Source organism: Halorubrum sp. ARQ200 (genome assembly GCF_005435115.1).
Classification (GTDB): domain Archaea; phylum Halobacteriota; class Halobacteria; order Halobacteriales; family Haloferacaceae; genus Halorubrum; species Halorubrum tropicale.
Genome location: NZ_SGTZ01000008.1, coordinates 42,276 through 62,917, shown reverse-complemented (window position 1 = coordinate 62,917; position 20,642 = coordinate 42,276). Strand labels below are relative to the sequence as shown.

The window sequence follows — 20,642 nt, the reverse complement described above, 5'->3', positions numbered from 1 at the left end:
GCACGACGGCGACGGCGGGCGTAAAACTGTCGTGCGGAGGCGGGACGGCCGCTCACCGCCCGCCCGGGGCGCTCACCCGGCCCGGCGTCCGAACGCGAGCGCCACGGGCGCGAGGAGCAGCGCGCCGATCAGGAACGGCGACGCGACGGCGACCGTGTACAGCACCGCCATCAGCGGCGGGCCGACGGTCCGCCCGAGGCTCGACGCGCCCTGCGTCACGCCGAAGGCGGCCCCCTGGTCGGCGTCGTCGGCCGACGCGGAGACGAGCGTCGCCAGCGAGACGTTCACGAGGGCGTTGCCGAGCGAGAGCGCGGCGAGCGCGGCGAGCAGCGCGAGCAGAGGGAGCGTGAGCCACTCCGGCCCGCCGAGGGCGACTCCGCCCGCGACCCGGTCGACCAGTCCGGTCGCGGGGATCGCGGCGAGCGCGCCCGCGAGGACGACGGACCCGGCGGCGACGAGCGTCCGCGAGGGGACGACCCGCGAGAGCCGACCGACGACGACGCCCTGGTTCACCGCGCCGAGGACGCCGACGTAGGTGAGCAGGAACGCCGCGGCCGTCGCGTCGTAACCGAACGCGTCCGCGACGTACGGGATGAACATCACCTGGACGCCCGCGAACGCGACGGCGACGACGAAGTACGCGACCGTCAGCGGCCGGAGCGACGCGGACGCGAGCGCGTCCCGGAACTGGCCGATCGCGGTGGTGCGGGCGCCCGGCGCGTCACCCGCGGGTCGCGTCCGCGCCGGCTCTTCGAGGAGGAGGAACCCGACGGCGACCGCGAGGAGGCTCATCCCCGCCGCCGCGAAGCTCGGCAGGGAGTACGGCGTCGCGGGGACGAACGCGGGGAAGAGCGCGTCGGCGCGGGCCACCACGGCGTCGGCGGCGAGCAGGCCGCCGATCGCCGGCCCGAAGACGAACCCGAGCGCGAACGACGCGCCGACGAGGCCGAGCGCGCCCGCCCGCCGGTCGCGGGGCGTGATGTCGGCGACGTACGCCTGCGCGGCGGCGATGTTGCCGCCCATCGCGCCGGCCAGCGTGCGGGAGGCGAAGAGCACCGCCAGCGCGGCGACGGGGCCGAAGCGCGCGCCGGCCGAGCCGGCGTAGCCGAACGTCACCCACGCGACGCCGGCGGCCGCGAGCGACGCCAAGAGGACGGGACGGCGCCCGATCCGGTCGGAGAGCCGGCCGAGCGTGGGCGCCGCGACGAACTGCGCGAGCGAGTAGGAGGACGCGAGCAGCCCGATGAAGGCGTCGCTGACGCCGAACGACCGGACGTAGAAGGGGAGGATGGGGATCACGATCCCGAAGCCGACGAGGTCGATGAACACGACGCCGATCACGACGGCGAGCGCGCGGCGGGGGTTGGCGACGGCCGGGGGGCGGTCGGCGCCGTCGCCGTCGGGGGCGTCGGCGGCGTCGGCGTCACTGACGGCGGCCGCGTCGGGGTCCGCGGTCGGCGCGGCGCCGGCTTCCGGGTGTGTCACGGTGTCGAGAGGTCGCGGGGCGACTTAAGTCGGCGCTACAGGTGGCGCTCGATGACGCGCTTCGCGGCCTGGCCCTTCTCCTTCCAGCCGTACCCCTCGTCGTACACGTGGCGCTTGGCGTCGACGAGTTCCCCCGGCGTCGACTCCTCGAAGCCGCCGCGGTCCCACGCGCCCGACTCGCGGAGCCACTCGATCACGTTCTCGCGGGTCTCGGGCCACGAGAGGCCGACCATCTCGTACCACGCCACCATCGCGAAGACGGCGTTGTCGTGACAGCCCGGCACGGAGCCGTGCTGATAGACGGTGCGCATCGGCTCGCGGGTGGGCTCGGAGACGCGCTCCTTGAACTCCGCGGCGGTGAGCAGGCGGAGCCGGTCGCCGTCCTCGACGACGCGCTGGTCGCGGCGGAGCGCGCCGAGCGCGGCCTTGTGGAGCCCGCCCCAGTCGGCGGGGACCGCGTCCCGCAGCGCCGCCTCCGAGAGGCCGTCGGGCTCGGCGGACAGCACCGAGAGGAGGTCCGTGTAGGCCTTCTCGACGGTCGGCCAGCTCACGCCCTCGAACTCGCAGTCGGCGTCGTGGAGGCTGTTCGTCGTCCGACAGCCCGGGCACGGGTAGCGGAACGTCGGCACGAGGCGACGGTTCGACGCCGCGGGAGTTAGGGGTTTCGCGACGGCGCCCGCGGACGTTGGGGGGTTCCGAAACGTTTACTCGCCGTCCGGTCGCGGATCAAGACGGTATGACAAAGGTCAGCGTTATCGGTGCGGCGGGGACCGTCGGAGCCGCGGCGGGCTACAACCTCGCGCTGCGCGACGTGGTCGACGAGCTCGTCTTCGTCGACATCCCGGACCAGCGCGAGACGACGATCGGACAGGCCGCCGACGCGAACCACGGCGTCGCCTACGACTCGAACACGACCGTCCGGCAGGGAGAGTACGAGGACACGGCCGGATCGGACGTCGTCGTCATCACGGCCGGCATCCCGCGGAAGGAGGGACAGACCCGAATCGACCTGGCCGGCGACAACGCGCCGATCATGGAGGACATCGGGTCGTCGATCGCCGAGCACAACGACGACTTCGTCACCGTCACCACGTCGAACCCGGTCGACCTGCTCAACCGCCACCTCTACGAGGCGGGCGACCGCGACCGCCACAAGGTGATCGGCTTCGGCGGCCGGCTCGACTCCGCGCGCTTCCGCTACGTCCTCTCCGAGCGCTTCGACGCGCCCGTCAAGAACGTCGAGGCGACGATCCTCGGCGAGCACGGCGACGCGCAGGCGCCGGTCTTCTCGAAGGTGCGCGTCGACGGCCGGGACCCGTCGTTCGACGCCGACGAGAAGGAAGAGATCCTCGCGGACCTCCAGGAGTCCGCGATGGACGTGATCAGCCGGAAGGGCGCCACGCAGTGGGGGCCCGCCACCGGCGTCGCCCACACGGTCGAGGCCATCCTCAACGACACCGGCGAGGTGCTCCCGTGCTCGGTCGTCCTCGACGGCGAGTACGGCTACGACGACACGGCGCTCGGCGTGCCCGCGAAGCTGGGCTCGAACGGCGTCGAGGAGGTCGTCGAGTGGGACCTCGACGAGTACGAGGCCGATCTGCTCGACGAGGCCGCCGAGAAGCTCTCCGAGCAGTACGAGAAGATCGCGTAGGGCCGTTCGCGGGGGTCGGCCGCCGACACCCACCGGATTTTTATCGCTGCCGCGTCGCTTCGGAGCATGAACCGTGCCGAGATCGACACCGACGACCTGCTGAAGGTCGTGTTACTGCTCGTCGTCGTGTGGCTTCTCCTGGAGATCGTCGGGACCGTCTTGGAGGTCGCGTTCTGGCTGCTCGACGCGCTCCCGACGCTGATCGGGATCGCGCTCGTCGTCGTGATCGCCTTACACCTCACCGATCGGATCTGAGGCGCCCGCCGACGTGTTCAGCCTCAACGTCCCGCTGCCGCCCGGCGTCGACCGCCTCGCGGCCGATCTCCACCCGAAACTGTCGGGGTTCGACCGCGTCCGTGAGCGCCGCACCCTCGTCTGTAAGCGGTTCGGCGTCGCGGACGTACGGGACGGGGAGCGCGACGGGGACGAAGGAGGTGGGCGGGAAGGGAGTCGGGAGCCGCCGCCTCGGGAAGAAGCCCTCGACCGCCTGCGCGAGCGGCTTCGTCGGCCGCTCGCCGGCGTCGGCCCCTTCGAGGTCGCCGTGACCGGGATCGACGTCTTCGACGCGCCGCGGTCGGGGTCGCGGCCGGTCGTCTACCTGACCGTCGAGAGCGACGGACTGGATCGGCTCCACCGACGGCTCTGCGCGGCGTTCGGGGCGGTGGAGGGAATCGAGGGCGACGACTACGTGCCGCACGTCACGCTGGCGCGGGGCGGGAACCCGGAGCCGGGCGTCGTCGCCGACCTCGTCGACGCCGCGTTCGACCCGGTCCGGTGGCGGGTCCACGCGCTCGACGTGTGGGACCCGGAGTTCCGGGAGGTCGCGTCGAGCGTTGAGCTGTAGCGTTACGCGGTCACGCGGGGTCGGTCGGCGTTACGCCGGCGTCGGCCGCCTCGTCGTCGTTCGGCTCCTCGACCGCGTGGTGCGGCCCCACCGGACCGTGCGTCGGGCAGACGCCGGCGATGGGGGTCGCGTTGAGACAGCAGGCGCGCCGTCCGCTCGCGACGAGGCCGCGCGAGAGCGGATCGCCGCAGCGGGCGCAGTAGACGTCGGCCTCGGAGGTCGCCTCGCCGTCGGGGGTCGCCTCGCCGTCGGGGGTCGCCTCGCCGTCGGGGGTCGCCTCGTCGGCGCCGGCCATCCCTCAGCGCTCGCGGATCCGCATCGGCACCGGGTGGTTCGGGTGCATCGTCAGCGACCCGCGTAAGGAGAGGTCCGGCCCCTCGTAATCGAGGTCGAACCGCGAGCAGACCGTCGCGAGGATGATCTTCGCCTCCAGGAGCGAGAACGCCTTCCCGATACAGTGGCGAGGCCCGCCGCCGAACGGGAAGAACGCGAACCGGGGGCGCTCGCTCCGGCGCTCCGGGGTCCAGCGGTCCGGGTCGAACGCCTCGGGGTCGTCGTACCAGCGCCCGGACCGGTGGATCGCCCACTGGGACACCATCAGCGCCGACCCCTCGGGGATGCGGTACCCCCCGAGCTTCACGTCGAGCTTCGGTTCGCGGAACAGCGTGTACACCGGCGGGTAGAGCCGCATCGACTCGTTGAGGGCGCGCTCGGTGTAGTCCATGTCGCGGACGGCGGCCGCGGTCAGGGGGCCGTCGGCCGTCGCCTCCCGGGCCTCGCTCGCGACGCGGTCGCGGGCCTCGGGGTGGTTCGAGAGGAGGTAGAACGCGTACGTCAACGCGAGCGCGGTGGTGTCGTGGCCGGCGAGCAGCATCGTCACCAGCTCGTCGCGGAGGTTCTCGTCGGTCTGCTCGCCGCGGTCGCGGGCGCGGAGCAGGACGGAGAGCAGGTCCATCGGGAGGTCGGCGTCGGGGTCGCCGGGCGGCCCGCGGACGCCGGTGCCGTCGGGCCCGGCGGGGTCGACGCTCGGGTCGCGCTCCGTACCGCGGCGGCGGGCGACGATGTCGTCGATCACCGATTCGAGCGTGTCGATGGCGGCGTCGAACTCGCGGTTCTCCCGAGTCGGCAGCCAGTCCGGGATCAGGAACCGGCGGGGGTCCGGCTCGAACCGGGCGCCGAGCGGTTCGAGGTTCTCCTGGACCGTCTTCACCTCCTCGTCGCTGATGTCGGCACCGAACATGGCCGTGACGATGATCTTCACGGTGAGCCGCGCAAGCTCCAGCTGGACGTCGACGACGTCGCCGTCCTCCCAGTCGGCGACGTGCGACTCGGCGTGGTCGGCCATCACGCCGGCGAGCGCGCCGATCCGGCGGTTGTGGAAGGCGGGGTTCGCGAGCCGGCGCTGGCGCTTCCACGTGTCGCCCTCGCTCAGCAGGAGGCCGTCACCGAGGAGCGTGTCCATCGCGTCGTCGAACTGCGGCTTGCGGTAGCGTTCGGCGTCCGCGACGAGCACGCGCTCGACGTCGGCGGGGTTCGTGAGCAGGTACGTCTCTCGCGGGCCGAGGTCAAGCCCCACCACGTCGCCGTAGCTGTCGGCGCAGGCGCGCAGGAATCCGAACGGGTCGTCAGCGAACTGGCGACCGTTCCCGAAGAGGGGGTCGCCGAGCGGTCCGGGCGGCGTAACGGACATACGATTTCTGGGGGTTGAGCGGGGTTAAACGTTCGGCGGAGGGGAAGGGTACGCGGGGGAAAAACGCGGAGAACGAGACCTCGGAAGAGCGGGCGGGCCGCGGCGTCGACGGGGCGTTGCCGGAAGAGCGGGCGGGCCGCGGCGTCGACGGGCCGTTACCGGGCGTCGAGGCGCTCGACGCGGGCGATCAGCTCGTCGACGGCCGCCTCCTGGTCGTCGGTGGCGTCGACGATGCGCTCGGTCGCGTCCTCGGTGCGGTCGGAGCGCTCGCGGACCGCCTCCAGCGAGGAGGTGAGCTCCTCGACGGTCGCGGCCTGGTCGTCGGTGGTCCGCGCGACCTCCGCGACGCCCGCGGCCGCCTCGTCGACGGCGTCGGCGATCTCTTCGAGGGAGTCGAGCACCGTCTCGATCTCGGTGCCCGCGTCCTCGATGCGCTCGTGGGAACGCTCGACGGCGGTCGTCGTCTCCGCCGACTGGGTCTGGAGCTTGTCGAGGCTCTCCGTGATCTCCTCGGTGTAACCGCGGGTCTCGTCGGCGAGCTTCTTCACCTCCTCGGCGACGACCGCGAAGCCGTCGCCGCCCTCGCCGGCGCGGGCGGCCTCGATGTTGGCGTTCAGGGCGAGCAGATTCGTCTGCTCGGCCACGTCGGAGATGACCTCGATGACCTCCTCGATGTCGTCCATGCGCTCGGAGAGCGCGCCGACGCTCTCGACTAACTCGTCGCCGATCTCGACGACGTCCTCGGTCGCCTCGCGGGCGTCCTCGCTGGCGTCGAGGCCCTCGTCGGCCGCCTCGCTCGCGGCGACGGCTGCGGAGTCGACCTGGTCGGCGGTGGCGGCGACCTCCTCCATCCCGGCGGAGAAGGACTGCATCTCCGAGACGCTCTCCTCCAAGAGCTCGTTCTGCTCGTCGACGTTCTCCGCGATGTCGGCGGCCGCGGCGCTCGCCTCCTCGACCGTCTCGTCGAGGTCGCGCGCCTTCTCGTGGACGCCCGAGGAGAGCTCGTCGAGGTTGTCGGCCATCCGGTTGACGACGTCGACGACGCGGATCAGGTCGCCGTCGAGGTGCTCGAAGGAGTCGCGGTGGCCCGCGCGGGCGTCGAGGTCCCCCTCGCCGATCGCCTCGGCGGTCTCGCGGACCTCCGCGACCAGCTCGCTCGTCGCGTCGCGCTCGTTCACCGTCTCCGTCCGGTCGATGACGACCTCGGTCACGCCGACGAGCTCGCCGTCGTCGTACAGCGCGGTCGCCGTGAACTCGATGTGGCGCTCCTCGCCGTGGCGGTCGACCATCGTGCTGGCGTCGCGGTAGCGGTCGCGCGCGGAGTCGCACGGCTCGACGCCGTACACCTCGTCGGCGTTCGTCGGCGCGTCGAGGACCTTGTCCGCGAGCGTGTCGGCCCGGCGGCCGTCGGGGTAGAAGAGCTCGGAGACGTGGCCGTGCCCGACCGCCTCGTCGCGGTCGACGCCGGTGAGCGTCGCGATCGACTCGTTCCACTCGGCGACGTTCCCGTCGCAGTCGAGGATGAACGTCGGGATGCTGGTGGCGTTGAACACCTGCTCGAAGCCGGCGCCGGCGAGCGTCGCCGCGCGGTTCACGCCGGCCTCGTCGGCGACGCCGTGCCCCTCCTCGCCCGGGCCGACGGCCTCGTCCGCCGCGGCCGTCCCGGCGTCCGTTCCCTCGCCGTCCTCAACGACGACGCCCCCGTCGGGGACCGACCGGGAATCGCTCCCCCACCCGAGTGCGTTCCGCAGGCGCTCGCGAAGTCTACTCATGTCTACGTCACCGTCTCCCAAGCGCCATCATAAAGCGTCCGTCCCGATATTCGATTCTGATAACCTCGACGAGCGGCTTCGGGGCGGCGGGGACCGCGCCCCGCAGCGTTCAATGGCGTCGGGCGGCTACGTCGGTCCGAGACCGATGGACGCCGACGCGGTGCGCGAGCGGGCCCGAGACCTCCCGACGGAGCCGGGGGTCTACCAGTTCCGGGCGGGCGAGGCGACGCTGTACGTCGGGAAGGCGCTCGACCTCCGCGACCGGGTGCGGTCGTACGCGGACCCGCGCTCGGGGCGGATCAGGGGGATGGTCGAGCGCGCCGACCGGATCGAGTTCGCGGTCACCGACACGGAGACGCAGGCGCTCCTCTTGGAGGCGAACCTCATCAAGCGGCTCCGGCCGCGCTACAACGTCCGGCTGAAGGACGACAAGTCGTACCCCCTGGTCGCCTTCTCGGACCACGAGGTGCCCCGGATCGAAGTGACCCGCGACCCCGAGGCGGGCGCGGTCGCGTACGGTCCCTTCACCGACGTGGGACGCGTCGAGACCGTCGTGAAGGCGATCCGCGACGAGTACCGGCTGCGCGGCTGCTCGGACCACAAGTACGAGGGCCGCGACCGGCCCTGCCTCGACTACGAAATGGGCATCTGCTCGGCGCCGTGTACGGGCGAAATCCCGCCGGAGGAGTACGCCGAGGACGTGGCCGCGGCGCGGCGCTTCTTCGAGGGCGAGACCGGCGTCCTCGCCGACCCCCTCCGCCGCCGGATGGAGGCGGCCGCCGAGGCGAACGAGTTCGAGCGCGCCGCGAACCTCCGCGACCGGCTGGAGGCCGTCGAGGCGTTCCACGGCGAGGGCGGCGAGGCCGTCAGCGACCGGAGCGACGACCGCACGGTCGACGTGCTGGCGGCCGCCGTCGAGGGCGACGCCGCCCGCGTGGCCCGGCTCCACAGCGAACGGGGCCAGCTCGTCGACCGGAGCCGGCACCGGCTGGACGCCGCGGCGGTCGAGGGCGCGGACGGCGGCCCCTCGTCCGCCGACGCCAACACCCCGGCCGCCGTCCTCGCGGCGTTCCTCGCGCAGTACTACGCCGAGCGGGAGTTCCCGGACGCGGTCCTGCTCGCCGAGCGGCCCGCCGACCCGGACGTGGTCGACTGGCTGGAGGGCGAGGGGGTCGCGGTCCGCGTGCCGGGCGCCGGCCGCGAGGCGAAGCTGGTCGAGCTCGCGCTGAAGAACGCCCGGAAGCGCGGCGGCCGCGACGACCCCGTGGGCGCGCTCGGCGAGCGGCTCGGGATCGCCCGCCCCGAGCGGATCGAGGGGTTCGACGTGAGCCACGCGCAGGGGACCGCGGTGGTCGGCTCCGACGTGTGCTTCGTCGACGGGAGCGCGGAGACGGCCGACTACCGCCGGAAGAAGCTGACCGAGCGCAACGACGACTACGCGAACATGCGCGAGCTGGTCCGGTGGCGCGCCGAGCGCGCGCTCGACGGCTCGGACGACCGCCCCGACCCGGACCTCCTCCTCATCGACGGCGGCGACGGACAGCTGGGGGCCGCCCGCGACGCGCTCGCGGAGACGGGGTGGGACGTGCCCGTCGTCGCCCTCGCGAAGGCGGAGGAGCTGGTCGTCACCCCGACCGGGACCCGGCGGTGGGACGACGGCGCGCCCGAGCTCCACCTCCTCCAGCGCGTGCGCGACGAGGCGCACCGCTTCGCGGTCGCGTACCACCAGACCGTCCGCGACGAGGTGGCGACTGTCCTCGACGACGTGCCCGGCGTCGGCCCCGAGACGCGCCGCCGGCTGCTCCGGCGGTTCGGCTCGGTCGAGAACGTCCGCGACGCCTCCCGGGAGGACCTCATCGACGTGGACGGCGTCGGCGACGCGACCGCGGACACGCTCCGCGAGCGGCTGTAAACGCGGGTCTCTCCCTCGCGGCGGGCGCCGTCACTCCGGCTCGACGGCGCGCTCGACGACCGCCGCCTCCGCCTTGCGGAGCAGTTCCCCGGCCGTGCTCGTCGCGCAGTCGAGCGCGGCCGCGACGTCCGCGACGGTCCCCCCGCGGGGCACCTCGTAGTACCCCGCCGAGACCGCCGCCTCCAGCGCCGCGCGCTGTCGGTCGGTCAGCCGGGAGGGGGTCCGCCGGCGCTCGAACTCCCGGACCCGCTCGATGGTGAGGTCGGCGAGGTCGGCGAGGTCGTCGTGGAACGCGCTGAGCGCTTCGGCCGCGCCCGCCGCCTCGAACCGCACGTCGCCGTCCTCGCGGAAGACGACCGGCGGGAGGGAGATCACCCGCGACGCCGCGACGGTGTCGAGGAGGGCCGCCGGGAACTCGTAGTCGTCCTGTCGGAGGAAGGCGTAGGTCCCGCCCGCGCCGCGCACGAGGCTGCGCGCGACCAGCGAGTCGAGCGCCTCGACGGCGGCGGTCGTCGCGTCGCGGTCGCCGTCGAACCAGAGCAGCGTCGTCGCGTCCGCCGTCGGACTCCACATCAGCAGCTCGGCGCGAGCGATCGGCGACTCGCCGACGATCGATCGGTGGAGGGGGTGGCGGAGCCGCTCCGGGTAGGCGGCCGAGAACCGGATCCGTTTCATGCGGCGCTCGCTCCCCGTTCGGCGCTCCCACACATCAATCCGCATGGTTCGGCGCGGCTTCGGGACGGGTTCGAGAGGCGGGGCAGACTGAAGCGGTCAGCGGGAACGCGGAGCGGGCGGAAGCGGTCAGCGGGAACGCGGAGCGGGCGAGATCGGTCAGCGGGAACGCGGAGGGGGCGAGATCGGTCAGCGGGAACGCGGGATGGGTGGGAGGGGTCAGCGGGAACCTGGAGGGCCGAAGCGGTCAGCGGGAATTCGGAGGGATCGAAGCGCTCAACGGGGACGCGCCAGCGCCTCGGGGGCGGCCCGGAGGAGCGTCCCGAGGTGGTCCGCGCCGTCGAGGGTGCGGAGGTCGGCCGTCGGGAGCGCCTCGACCAGTCGCCGGGCCCCGGCTATCGGGACGTTGGCGTCGGCCGTCCCGTGCCACAGGCGCACCGGGACGTCGACCGCGCCGAGGTCGATCCCCCAGTCGCCCCCAGCGACCCGGAACTCGGTGACCGCGCCGCTCCGGTGGCGCTCGAACGCCGCGAGGAAGTCCGCTTTCACCGTCGCCGCGGCGTCGGCGGGGACGGCGTCCGCGTCCGCGGCGTACTGCCCGACCACGAACGACGGGTCGGCCCGGCCCGCGACCCACGCCTGTCCGCGGAACAGCGCCCCGAGGACCGAGGGCGTCGCGGACGCGAGACCGGTCAGCAACCGCTGTACCGCCGGCGCGTCCTCGGTGAAGGAGGGCGGCGTCGCCCCGGCGAGGAGGTCGACGCCGGTGACCCGCTCATCCAGCGTCGCCGCCGTCGAGAGGGCGTAGGGAGCCCCGCCGGAGAACGCGACGAGGGGCGCGCGCTCGGCGCCCGCGTCGTCCAGGACGGGCCGCACGGACGCCGCGGCGTCGGCGATTGTCCGGCCCGGCTTCGGCGACGACCGACCGTATCCGGGCCTGTCGGGCGCGATGACGCGGACGTCGTTCGCCCGCGCGGACGGTTCGAGGAGCGCCCCCAGTCGGCGTGACCCGGGCGTCCCGTGGAGGAAGACGAGCGGGTCGCCGGTCGGAGGCCCGTACGTCGCGTACGCGATCCGACGGCCGTCGTCGGTCCGGACGACGCTCGGTGCTCGACGCTCCGAGACCCGAGGCTCCGGGGTCGGTTCCGGCCGCGCGGAGTCGGTGGTAGCCATCGATGTCGACTACGACCGCGCCAGTGGTGGGACTGGTGCCGGACTGATACGGGAGTATTTACGTGTCGCTCGGAGGCCCGGCCCCAAGCCGTATCCGTCCCTCGGCCGATCCCTCGACCGAGATGCGCGCGTTCTTCGCCGTCGACCTCCCGGACCCTCTCGCGCCCGCCGTCGCGGACGCGCAGGCCCGGTTCGCCGACGCGCCCGGCGTCAACCCGGTCGACCCCGAACAGGCGCACGTGACGCTGAAGTTCCTCGGCGAAATCGGCGGCCGCGGCGACGGGGGGGACCCCCCGCTCGACGACGTGATCGCGGCCGGCGAGCGCGCCGTCGACCGCGCGGGCGTCACCCCGTTTGAGGCCGAGGTCGCGGGGCTCGGCGTCTTTCCGAACCGCGAGTACGTCTCCGTCGCCTGGGCCGGGATCGAGCGCGGCGGCGACGAACTCGCCGCGCTCCACGAGGCGCTCGAAGCGGAGGCGACCGCGCTCGGGGTCGACCCGGCCGATCACGACTTCACGCCGCACGTCACGCTGGCGAGGGTGGAGAACTCGGCCGGCGCCGACGCGGTCCGCGACGCGCTCGACGCCGAGGCCCCGGAAGTCGGGACCTTCGCCGTCGACGAGGTCCGGCTGGTCGAATCGACGCTTACGCCGTCCGGCCCCGAGTACGAGGTCGTCGAGCGGTTCCCGCTCGCCTGAGGCCGCGCCCTCACTCGGCGTCGACGGCGAACCCGTTCTCGTCGGCGTGCTCCACCCGGACGCGCGTCACGCGCGTCGCGGTCGCCCCGGTGACGGCGAGCGTGACGGCGCCGACGGCGACGCGGTCGCCCTCGGCGGGGAGCCGGCCGAGCTGTCGGGTGACGAGCCCCGCGACGGTCTCGGCGCCCGCGTCCGCGGGGAGCGCGAGCCCGAGCGTCTCGTTGAGGTGCGAGACGGTCGTCCAGCCGCGGACGACGGCGGCGTCGGGGGCGACGACGGCGACGGCGTCGGTCTCCCATCGCCCGACCAGCTCGCCGACGACCTCCTCGAAGAGGTCCTCCAGCGTCGCGATCCCGACGACCGCGCCGTGCTCGTCGACGACGATCACCATCCGCGCCTCGCTGGCGCGCATCTCCGCGAACAGCTCGTCGAGGGGCTTCGTCTCGGGGACGAACGCCGGCTCGGTGAGCGCGCTCGCGAGGTCGGCGCCGCTCTCCTCGGCGCGGATCGCGTCGCGCACGTCGACGATGCCGACCACGTCGTCGCGGTTCTCGCCGTAGACGGGCATCCGGGTCACGCCCTCGCTCGCGGCCGTCGAGAGCGCGTCCGACGGGGTCGCCGTCCGCGGGAGCGAGACCACGTCGGTGCGGGGGACCATCACCGCGGCGACGGTCGTGGTCTCCAGATCGAGGACGCCGCGGATCATCGCGCCCTCGTCGGGGTCGAGCGCGCCCGCGGCCTCGCCCGAGCGAACCAGCGTCGCGATCTCCTCGCGGGTGAGGTACGACTCGATGTCCGACTCGCCGCCCGTGACCCGGTTGACGACGCCCGACAGCGCCTCGAACACGTACAGCACCGGGCGGAGCACGCGCTGGATCGCGACGACGATCCGCGAGACGCGGAGCGCGTGCCTCTCGGCGTTCGCGACCGCGTACGACTTCGGCGCGATCTCGCCGAAGACGATGACGAACACCGAGGTGACGAGTGTCGATCCCGTGGCGGCCTCACCGCCGGAGAAGCCGAACCGGACGAACACCGCGGTCGCAACCGACGCGGCCGCGATGTTGGCGACGTTGTTGCTCACCAGCGCCGTGACGAGGAACCGGTGCGAGTCGTCGCGCAGCGCCGACAGCGCCCGGGCGCCCGGGGCGTCCGTCGCGACGAGCGAGTCGATCCGGTGGGTGGGCACGGAGAACACCGCGAGCTCGGAACTGGAGAAGAAGGCGCTCACGGCGGTCAACACGAGGATGGCGCCGACGCCGACGAACGCGATCGTGAGGTCCATACCGTCCCATGCGGACGGGTATAAAAGGGAGTACCGACGCGGGAGGTACCCACGAACGCGCATTCTCCACCCGAAACGCAGGGGTCGATGCCCACGTGCGCGGATCCGATCGGGCGGCAAAACGGCGCGATGAGGAAAGCGTTAACCCCGCGCCGCGGGTGCGTTTCGGCATGAAGGTACTCGTGACCGACCCCATCGCGGACGCGGGGTTGGACCGACTCAGAGACGCCGGCCACGAGGTCGTCACCGACTACGAGGCCGAGGGGGAGGCGCTGCTCACCGCCGTCGCCGACGCCAACGCGCTGATCGTGCGGTCCGGAACCGACGTGAGCGAGGCCGTCTTCGAGGCCGCGAGCGACCTCGTCATCGTCGGCCGCGCCGGCATCGGCGTCGACAACATCGACATCGAGGCCGCCACCGACCACGGCGTCATCGTCGCGAACGCGCCCGAGGGGAACGTCCGCGCCGCCGCCGAGCACACCGTCGCGATGACGTTCGCCGTCGCGCGCTCGATCCCGCAGGCGCACGGCCGCCTCGTCGGCGGCGAGTGGGCGAAAGGCGAGTTCCTCGGCACCGAGGTGAACAACAAGACGCTCACCATCGTCGGCCTCGGCCGCGTCGGCCAGGAGGTCGCCAAGCGCCTCGACTCGCTCGGGATGGACCTGGTCGTCTACGACCCGTACATCTCCGAGGAGCGCGCCGACCGCATGGGCGCCGAACTCGTCGAGGACCTCCACGACGCGCTCGCCGCGGGCGACTTCGCAACGATCCACACCCCGCTCCTCCCCGAGACCGAGGGGATGATCGGGGAGGCCGAGCTGGCCCAGCTGGAGGGCGGCTACCTGATCAACTGCGCGCGCGGCGGCATCGTCGACGAGGGCGCGCTCGCCGCGGCGGTCGACGACGGCGTCCTCGCGGGCGCCGCGCTCGACTCCTTCGCGGAGGAGCCGCTCCCCGAGGACTCGCCGCTGCTCGACGTCGAGGAGATCGTCTTGACGCCCCACCTCGGCGCCTCGACGGAGGCCGCCCAGGAGAACGTCGCGGTCGACACCGCGGAGGCGGTGCTGGCGGCGTTCGACGACGAGCCCGTGCTGACCGCGCTCAACGCGCCCTCGGTCGACGAGAGCGCCTTCCCGCGGATCGAGCCGTACATCGACGTCGCCGAGACCGCCGGGAAGGTCGCCGCCCAGCTGCTCGACGGCCGGATCACCGAGGTCGAGGCGACCTACGAGGGCGACATCGCCGCGGAGGACGTGGACCTCGTCACCGCGAGCGCGCTGAAGGGCGTCTTCGAGCCGCTGGAGTGGCAGGTGAACGCCGTGAACGCACCGCGGCTCGCCGAGGAGCGCGGTATCGAGGTGACGGAGTCGAAGACCCGACAGACCGACGACTTCCAGAGCCTCGTCCGCGTCACCGTGCGCAACGGCGACGACGAGATCGCGGTCGAGGGGACGCTGTTCGCGGGCGAGGACGCCCGCATCGTCCGGATCGACGGGTTCCGCGTCGACGCCGTGCCGTACGGTCACATGCTCGTCGCGCGCAACACCGACGAGCCCGGCGTCATCGGGCTCATCGGCACCGTCCTCGGCGACCACGGCGTGAACATCGCCGGGATGTTCAACGGCCGCGAGACCCAGGGCGGCGAGGCGCTCACCGTCTACAACCTCGACTCGGCGGTCCCCGACGCCGCGATCGAGGAGCTGCTCGCGGACGGCCGCGTCGTGGAGATCACCGAGATCACGCTGGACGGCGCCAGCGGGCGCGCCGACGAGTAGAACCGGACTGACCGACGCGCCGGCGAGCGGAAACCGGGGCGGCCGAGCCGCTCACTCCTCCGCCGAGCGCCCCCGACGGCACGACGAGGTCGTCCGGCGCCGTCGTCGAGCGGTCTACCGACGCGTCTGTTGTACCGTAGGCCGGTATTTACTACGAGCCGTGCCGCCCGTGCGTCCGAGCGGCGGGGTACCGAGAGGTCGGCGACCGCGAGGATCGTCGCGGGGGACTCAGTCCCGCAGGTGCTCGACGACGGCGTCGACGTCGTTCGGGACCGGTTCGGGCTCGCCGCCGGCCTCGTAGGCGGCGTCGGGGTCCTTCAGGAGGTGCCCGGTGGTGAGGCAGACGACCCGCTCGTCGTCGCCGACGACGCCCGAGCGACGGAGCTTCTTCAGGCCCGCGAGGCTCGCCGCGGAGGCCGGTTCGACGCCGACCCCCTCGGCGGCGAGGTGACGCTGGGCGGCGGTGATCTCCGGGTCGCTGACGGCGACCGCGGTGCCGCCGGTGTTGCGGATCCCCGGGATCGCCTTCGGCGCGTTGACCGGGTTGCCGATGCGGATCGCGGTCGCGCGCGTCTCGACCTCCTCCCAGCGCCGGATCTCGTCGTTCCCCTCCTCGATCGCCTCGACCATCGGGGCGGCCCCCTCTGCCTGGACGCCGGTGAGCTTGGGGACCTCGTCGACGTCGAGCGCGTCCGCCTGGACGAGCTCGCGGAACCCCTTGTACAGCGCCGAGGTGTTGCCCGCGTTGCCGACTGGGAGGACGATCCGGTCCGGGAACGCACCGTAGTCGGCGTAGAACTCCTCTAATATCTCGAAGCCGATCGTCTTCTGTCCCTCCAGACGGAACGGGTTCAGCGAGTTGAGCAGGTACGCCTCGCCGCGGGCGGCCAGCGCCTGGACGATGTCGAGGCAGGCGTCGAAGTTGCCGTCCACCTCCAGGATGCGCGCGCCGTGGAGGCTCGCCTGCGCCACCTTCCCGGCCGCGACCTTCCCCGCGGGGAGGAGGACGAGCGTCTGCATGTCGCCGCGGCCGCCGTAGGCCGCGAGCGCGGCCGAGGTGTTGCCGGTGGACGCGCACGCGAGCGCGCCGACGCCCAGCTCCTTCGCGACGCGGACGCCGACCGTCATCCCGCGGTCCTTGAACGAGCCCGTGGGGTTCATCCCCTCGTGTTTGATCCGGAGCGCGTCGACGCCCACGGCCTCCTCGATGCGCGGGACGCGGTGGAGGGGGGTGTCGCCCTCGGGGAGGGTGACGCCGAGGTCGAAGGGGAGCGCCTCGCGGTAGCGCCAGACGCCGCGCTCGGGGCCGTCGGTCGGCGCGCCCGACCCGAACTGGTCGAACGACGGCGGGTCGTCGTACCGCACTTCGAGCAGGCCGTCGCACTCGTCGCAGGTGTACCGGACGTCCTCGAAGGGGGCGAACGTCTCGTCGCAGTCGATACACGCGAGCCACGTCCCGTCGGCGGCGCAGTCGGGCGCCGCCGGGGCCGGGGCGTCGATGGCGAGATCCATTACCACGGGGTCCGTCCCGCCGACGCTTAAGCCGGCCGGTCGGAACGGACGTTGCCGGCCGGAGCGAAGGTGTTCGGCCGTCCCGCTCGGAGCGACCGCCGCGGGGCTCAGTCGACGATGATCTCGGAGGTGTCGTCGCTCTCCTCGCCGCCGGAGCCGAGGCGGTCCTGGTAGCGCTGGATCCAGTCGGCGAAGCAGTCGGGGCAGAGCCGCTGGGTGTCGATGTTCGCCCGGTCGACGCTCAGCCGGACGGTGCGCGCGAGCGCGTCCGTGGTGGGGTCGCCGCAGGCGTCGCAGGGCTCGGTCGTCGGCGCGTCGCTCATATCGTACCGGTCGCGGCGGCGGCTCTTAAAAGTACGTCGACGGGAGCGGGGCCTCGCGGGGGCGACGCGCCTGCCGCGAACCTCACACCGTACGGAACGCCCGGTCGCCCGCGTCGCCGAGGCCGGGGACGATGAACCCGTCGTCGTCGAGGTGATCGTCGATGGCGACCGTCAGGAGGTCCGCCTCGGGGACGGCCTCGCTCACGCGGACGAGGCCGGCGGGCGCGGAGACCGCCGACAGCACGAACAGGTCCTCGAAGTCCTCGGCCTCGTCGAGGACGTGGTCGAGGACGGCGACCATCGTCGAGCCCGTCGCGAGCATCGGGTCCGCGACGATGACGGTGTCGTCCGGTCGGATCTCGGGGAGCTTCACGTAGTCGACGGTGATCGGGAACTCGCCGTCCTCGGTCATCCCGGCCTCCTCGTCGCGGCCGGCGGAGATGACGCCCTGCTTCGCGCGGGGGAACGCCTTCAGGAGCCCCTCGACGAACGGGGTCGCGGCGCGGAGGACGTTGATGATCACCACGTCGTCGAGGCCCTTCACGCGCTCGCCGGTGGTCTCCTCCAGCGGGGTCTCGACCGGGACGTACTCGGTCTCCATCGCGCCGTCGATGATCTCGTAGCCGCAGATGCGGCCGAGCTTCACGAGGCCCTTCCGGAACGCGACCTGCTCCGTCTCGGCGTCGCGCAGCCGCGAGAGGGTGTCCGTCGCCAGCGCGTGCGTGATGAGGTACGCGTCGTCGCGGTCTTCGATCGTCATTGGTCGGAACCGCGGCCGGAACGGTCTTAAAACGTGGCGTGTTGGCCGCTCGACCGACGACGGTCGACGCCGAGAGTCGCCGGCCGCACCGGCCGACCGCTACCGGAGCACGGCGACGTACGTCGCGGCGAAGAGGATCAGCGCCAGCGTCGCGACGTTGCGCGCCGACAGCGTCGCCGCGCCGAGGAGGTCGAGCCCCCAGACGACCATCCACGCGAACCACGTCGAGAGCACGGCGTTCATCGCGAGCAGCACCTTCGGGTCCCCCGAGGAGCGCTCGACCCCCTCGCGGATCCCGGGGCCCCGTTCGTCGTCTCCCCCGTCGACGCTCTCCTCGGCGCTCATACGCCGACTGGCGGGTGTGCGCCACTTAGCTCTTGTCCGTCCGGGACGTACGGTGGCCATGGTCGCAGCGCCCCGCCCACGCAACCGCCGCGGCGAGCCGATAGACCCGGTCCCGTTCCTCGTGACGACCGGGCTCGCGTTCACGCTCGTCTTCTCGTTCGGGCCGCTGTACGGGCTCGCCTACGGGCTGTCGCTCCCCCTCGCGCTCGCCGCCTCGGCGGTCGGGTTCGCCGCGGTCGCGCTGGTCGCGCACCGGCGGCTGGTCCGGTCGGCGCCGCCGGTCGACGCCGGCCCGCTCCCCTCCGGACAGCGGTTCGAGCGGCTGCTGTACGCCGGGGTCGGGCTGGGCGTCGCGTTCCTCGCGCTCACGCTGCCGCTTTTGTGACGGGGCGGCGGGGCCGAGCGGGGCGATTCGGGACCGCGAGTCGGCTGTGCGACTCGATCGCACGACACCGGGAGACTAAGACGATCGATGCTGACAGTTAGGGCATGGGGATCTTCGACACGGTGACCGACGCGCTCGCGGGCTCGACGCAGCGGGCGCCCGGCACCGCGGGCGACGACGGCTCCGAGGGGGCGTACTGGTGCGACGGCTGCGGCGTCCGCGTCCGCGACGTCGACGTGGACGACGAGGGGCTCGACCGCGACGCCGAGGGGACGCCGACCTGTCCCGACTGCGGCGACGCGATGCGCTTCGAGCGCGCGACCGGGAGCGGCTGCGCCTGCTGAGCGGCCGAACGGCCACGGTTTCGAACGGTTCTACGGCTCCCGGAGCGCGACCTCGTCACCCTGCTCGGCGGGGAAGGGCGCGGGGTCGACCGCGGCCGGGTCGTCGCCGACGCCCGGGTCGCCGAGCTCCGCGAGTTCGGCGTCGGTCAGCAGCGCGTCGTCGAACCGCGAGACGAGCCCGTCCGCGTCGAACTCGGTGCCGATGACGACGTACTCCGTCCGGCGGTCGCCGCGCTCGTCGTCCCAGTCGAGGTCGGGGCGGTTCGCGCGGAGCATGTCCCGCTCGACCGCCGGGACGCTCGCGATCCAGGGGCCGAGCGCGGTGACGCGGACCGAGCGCCCCGCCTGCCCGACCTGCTGGCGCTGGCCGGTGCCCGCGACCCACAGCGTTCCCTTCGAGCGGACCACGCCCGCCGGGAGGTCGCGGAGGACGGCGGCGATCCGGTCGGGGTGGAACGGGCGCCGGCGGCGGTAGGTGACGGAGGTGACGCCGTACACCTCGTCGGGGTGGCGGTGGTCGTGGCCGCCGTCGTCGCCGTGACCGTGCTCGCCGCCGTTCGAATCGGCTTCGGCCAGCGCGCGCTTCCAGCCGGGGAGGTCGCCGAGCGCGCGCTCGTCGAACAGCCCGACGTCGAGGATCCGGTCCGGGTCGACCGCGGAGAACTCCGTGACGACCGTCTCCGCGTCGGGCTGGAGCGCCCCGACGAGGTCGACCGCCTCGTCGATCTCCGCCCCGGTACAGAGGTCCGCCTTGTTACACACCACGAGGTTCGACACCTCGACCTGCTCGACGAGGAGGTCGGAGAGGGGCCGGTCGGCGTCCCCGCCGCCCGCGTCCGGGTCGACGCGGCGCTCGGGCGCCTCGTCGCCGGCGAACGCGTCGAGGAACTGGCGGGTGTCGATCACCGTCACGAGCGCGTCGACGCGGTACCGGGCCGCCGCGCGGGACTCGGTCGTGAACAGCCGCGCGACGGGCGCGGGTTCCGAGATGCCCGACGACTCGACGACGAGGGCGTCGAAGGAGCGCTCGTTGGCGAGCCGCACCACGGCGCTCTCGAGGTCGTCCTGGAGCTCGCAGCAGATACAGCCGTTCGACAGCTCCGTGACGCCCTCGACGCCGACCTCGGACTCCTCGGCGATCAGGTCCGCGTCGACGTTCACGTCGCCCATGTCGTTGACGAGGACCGCGACGTCGCGCTCGCCGACGTTCCGGAGCAGGTGGTTCAGCAGCGTCGTCTTGCCCGCGCCGAGCCCCCCCGAGAGCACGGTCACCGGGATGCGGTCGTCCATACGGCCGGATCGGCCACGACGCTCTTCAAGCCCCCGGCGGCGTCCGCCGGATCGGGGGCGGGCCGAGCGCGTTCCGAGCCGATACGTTGATAGGCGGTGGTCGTCGAACTCGGGACATGGTTCTGTCCGCCGCTACCGTCTCGCTGGTCAGCATCACGGTGACGGTGCTGATGGTCGCCGCGATGCTGTACCTCGTCTGGGGAGCGCTCGACAGCGACATCCACAGCCCGAGCCCCGGCGACGACGACCGACCGGAACTGGACGACGCCGAGGAGGGCGGGTCCGACGAGTCGGCGAGCGAACTCCCGGACGGCAACGCCGCTTGAGGACCGACGTAACGGGCGACCCCCGCCCCGGATCCGAGCCTCGCCGCCCCGACCGCGACAGCTTTTAGCACGCGAGGGGAGTCATGACAGACGATGACAGTAGCCGATCGGATCGAACGGTTCCGCGCGGTCCTCGAGGAGTGGGCCCGAGGCCTGTATCACGGGATGATCACGCACCCGGCCTACGAGAAGATCGAGAAGGAGGCCGAGGACACCGAAGACGAGTTCATGCTGGCGTGTTTCCCCGACGCCTTCGGGATCCCGTCGCCGGTGTCGTACTACACCGCCGAGCTGCTCCCGTACCTCGAAGACGAGTTCGAGGCGTGGGAGCGGCGGCTGTGGGACCGCGACAGCCTCATCGAGCGCAAGGGCCAGCAGTACCACTTCTGATGACGGCCCG

The 20,642-nt window shown here is 72.9% G+C and carries 23 protein-coding genes; 10 read left to right on the top strand and 13 right to left on the bottom strand.

Annotation, left to right across the window (positions count from 1 at the left end):
- Positions 1-72: 72 nt before the first annotated feature.
- Together EXE50_RS10855 and EXE50_RS10850 are read right to left on the bottom strand one after the other, a co-directional pair.
- Entirely contained in the window at positions 73-1,485 is a 1,413-nt protein-coding gene (locus tag EXE50_RS10855; RefSeq protein ID WP_137705079.1) for an MFS transporter, read from the bottom strand.
- Positions 1,486-1,520: 35 nt separating this feature from the next.
- Positions 1,521-2,114: a hypothetical protein gene (locus tag EXE50_RS10850; RefSeq protein WP_121563330.1), complete on the bottom strand. Its 594-nt coding sequence runs from the start codon at positions 2,112-2,114 to the stop codon at positions 1,521-1,523.
- A 107-nt stretch (positions 2,115-2,221) separates the two neighbouring features.
- Between EXE50_RS10850 and mdh the strand changes: the two genes are divergently transcribed.
- From mdh to EXE50_RS10835, 3 genes are all read left to right on the top strand, one after another.
- Complete coding sequence (mdh, locus tag EXE50_RS10845) at positions 2,222-3,136, top strand: malate dehydrogenase (protein WP_053770303.1); 915 nt, start codon at positions 2,222-2,224, stop codon at positions 3,134-3,136.
- Positions 3,137-3,202: 66 nt separating this feature from the next.
- On the top strand, positions 3,203-3,391 hold the full coding sequence (locus EXE50_RS10840; protein WP_053770302.1) for a hypothetical protein: 189 nt from the start codon (positions 3,203-3,205) through the stop codon (positions 3,389-3,391).
- Positions 3,392-3,404: 13 nt separating this feature from the next.
- A complete protein-coding gene (locus EXE50_RS10835; protein ID WP_137705078.1) occupies positions 3,405-3,980 on the top strand; it encodes a 2'-5' RNA ligase family protein in 576 nt (191 codons plus the stop codon).
- Between the two features lie 10 nt (positions 3,981-3,990).
- On the opposite strand, the gene EXE50_RS10830 is transcribed toward EXE50_RS10835, so the two are convergent.
- The 3 genes from EXE50_RS10830 to EXE50_RS10820 form a co-directional block, all read right to left on the bottom strand.
- On the bottom strand, positions 3,991-4,275 hold the full coding sequence (locus EXE50_RS10830; protein WP_233561640.1) for a hypothetical protein: 285 nt from the start codon (positions 4,273-4,275) through the stop codon (positions 3,991-3,993).
- A gap of 3 nt (positions 4,276-4,278) precedes the next feature.
- Positions 4,279-5,670, bottom strand: a complete 1,392-nt coding sequence (locus EXE50_RS10825; RefSeq protein WP_053770299.1) for a cytochrome P450 — start codon at positions 5,668-5,670, stop codon at positions 4,279-4,281.
- Positions 5,671-5,825: 155 nt separating this feature from the next.
- Positions 5,826-7,442, bottom strand: a complete 1,617-nt coding sequence (locus tag EXE50_RS10820) for a methyl-accepting chemotaxis protein (RefSeq protein ID WP_053770298.1) — start codon at positions 7,440-7,442, stop codon at positions 5,826-5,828.
- A gap of 145 nt (positions 7,443-7,587) precedes the next feature.
- Between EXE50_RS10820 and EXE50_RS10815 the strand changes: the two genes are divergently transcribed.
- Complete coding sequence (locus tag EXE50_RS10815) at positions 7,588-9,354, top strand: excinuclease ABC subunit C (RefSeq protein ID WP_137705118.1); 1,767 nt, start codon at positions 7,588-7,590, stop codon at positions 9,352-9,354.
- 30 nt (positions 9,355-9,384) lie between these two features.
- Here the strand turns inward: EXE50_RS10815 and EXE50_RS10810 are convergent, their stop codons facing one another.
- Positions 9,385-10,029: a helix-turn-helix domain-containing protein gene (locus tag EXE50_RS10810; protein WP_199241356.1), complete on the bottom strand. Its 645-nt coding sequence runs from the start codon at positions 10,027-10,029 to the stop codon at positions 9,385-9,387.
- A 273-nt stretch (positions 10,030-10,302) separates the two neighbouring features.
- A complete protein-coding gene (locus EXE50_RS10805; RefSeq protein ID WP_137705076.1) occupies positions 10,303-11,199 on the bottom strand; it encodes an alpha/beta fold hydrolase in 897 nt (298 codons plus the stop codon).
- A gap of 122 nt (positions 11,200-11,321) precedes the next feature.
- On the opposite strand from EXE50_RS10805, the gene thpR reads away from it, so the two are divergent.
- Complete coding sequence (gene thpR, locus EXE50_RS10800) at positions 11,322-11,897, top strand: RNA 2',3'-cyclic phosphodiesterase (protein ID WP_137705075.1); 576 nt, start codon at positions 11,322-11,324, stop codon at positions 11,895-11,897.
- Positions 11,898-11,907: 10 nt separating this feature from the next.
- Here the strand turns inward: thpR and EXE50_RS10795 are convergent, their stop codons facing one another.
- Positions 11,908-13,182, bottom strand: coding sequence for a hemolysin family protein (locus tag EXE50_RS10795; protein WP_137705074.1), 1,275 nt, complete (start codon positions 13,180-13,182; stop codon positions 11,908-11,910).
- A gap of 170 nt (positions 13,183-13,352) precedes the next feature.
- Here EXE50_RS10795 and serA point away from each other — a divergent pair, with 170 nt between their 5' ends.
- The gene (gene serA / locus EXE50_RS10790) at positions 13,353-14,957 is read left to right on the top strand and encodes a phosphoglycerate dehydrogenase (RefSeq protein ID WP_137705073.1); all 1,605 of its coding nucleotides are present in this window, start codon (positions 13,353-13,355) and stop codon (positions 14,955-14,957) included.
- Between the two features lie 228 nt (positions 14,958-15,185).
- Here the strand turns inward: serA and thrC are convergent, their stop codons facing one another.
- The 4 genes from thrC to EXE50_RS10770 form a co-directional block, all read right to left on the bottom strand.
- On the bottom strand, positions 15,186-16,469 hold the full coding sequence (gene thrC, locus EXE50_RS10785) for a threonine synthase (RefSeq protein WP_137705072.1): 1,284 nt from the start codon (positions 16,467-16,469) through the stop codon (positions 15,186-15,188).
- Between the two features lie 107 nt (positions 16,470-16,576).
- On the bottom strand, positions 16,577-16,792 hold the full coding sequence (locus tag EXE50_RS10780) for a hypothetical protein (protein ID WP_053770290.1): 216 nt from the start codon (positions 16,790-16,792) through the stop codon (positions 16,577-16,579).
- 82 nt (positions 16,793-16,874) lie between these two features.
- Positions 16,875-17,552 (bottom strand): uracil phosphoribosyltransferase, encoded by a 678-nt coding sequence (upp, locus tag EXE50_RS10775; RefSeq protein ID WP_053770289.1) that lies wholly within the window; start codon positions 17,550-17,552, stop codon positions 16,875-16,877.
- 99 nt (positions 17,553-17,651) lie between these two features.
- Entirely contained in the window at positions 17,652-17,897 is a 246-nt protein-coding gene (locus EXE50_RS10770) for a hypothetical protein (protein WP_053770288.1), read from the bottom strand.
- A 58-nt stretch (positions 17,898-17,955) separates the two neighbouring features.
- Between EXE50_RS10770 and EXE50_RS10765 the strand changes: the two genes are divergently transcribed.
- On the top strand, positions 17,956-18,282 hold the full coding sequence (locus EXE50_RS10765; protein ID WP_053770287.1) for a hypothetical protein: 327 nt from the start codon (positions 17,956-17,958) through the stop codon (positions 18,280-18,282).
- A gap of 104 nt (positions 18,283-18,386) precedes the next feature.
- Positions 18,387-18,626: a hypothetical protein gene (locus tag EXE50_RS10760; RefSeq protein ID WP_053770286.1), complete on the top strand. Its 240-nt coding sequence runs from the start codon at positions 18,387-18,389 to the stop codon at positions 18,624-18,626.
- Between the two features lie 30 nt (positions 18,627-18,656).
- Here the strand turns inward: EXE50_RS10760 and EXE50_RS10755 are convergent, their stop codons facing one another.
- Positions 18,657-19,916 carry a GTP-binding protein gene (locus tag EXE50_RS10755; RefSeq protein WP_053770285.1) on the bottom strand — a complete coding sequence of 420 codons (1,260 nt, stop codon included), beginning with the start codon at positions 19,914-19,916 and terminating at the stop codon, positions 18,657-18,659.
- A 116-nt stretch (positions 19,917-20,032) separates the two neighbouring features.
- On the opposite strand from EXE50_RS10755, the gene EXE50_RS10750 reads away from it, so the two are divergent.
- Together EXE50_RS10750 and EXE50_RS10745 are read left to right on the top strand one after the other, a co-directional pair.
- Entirely contained in the window at positions 20,033-20,242 is a 210-nt protein-coding gene (locus EXE50_RS10750) for a hypothetical protein (RefSeq protein ID WP_137705071.1), read from the top strand.
- 93 nt (positions 20,243-20,335) lie between these two features.
- Positions 20,336-20,632 (top strand): hypothetical protein, encoded by a 297-nt coding sequence (locus tag EXE50_RS10745; RefSeq protein ID WP_053770283.1) that lies wholly within the window; start codon positions 20,336-20,338, stop codon positions 20,630-20,632.
- Positions 20,633-20,642 lie beyond the last annotated feature (10 nt).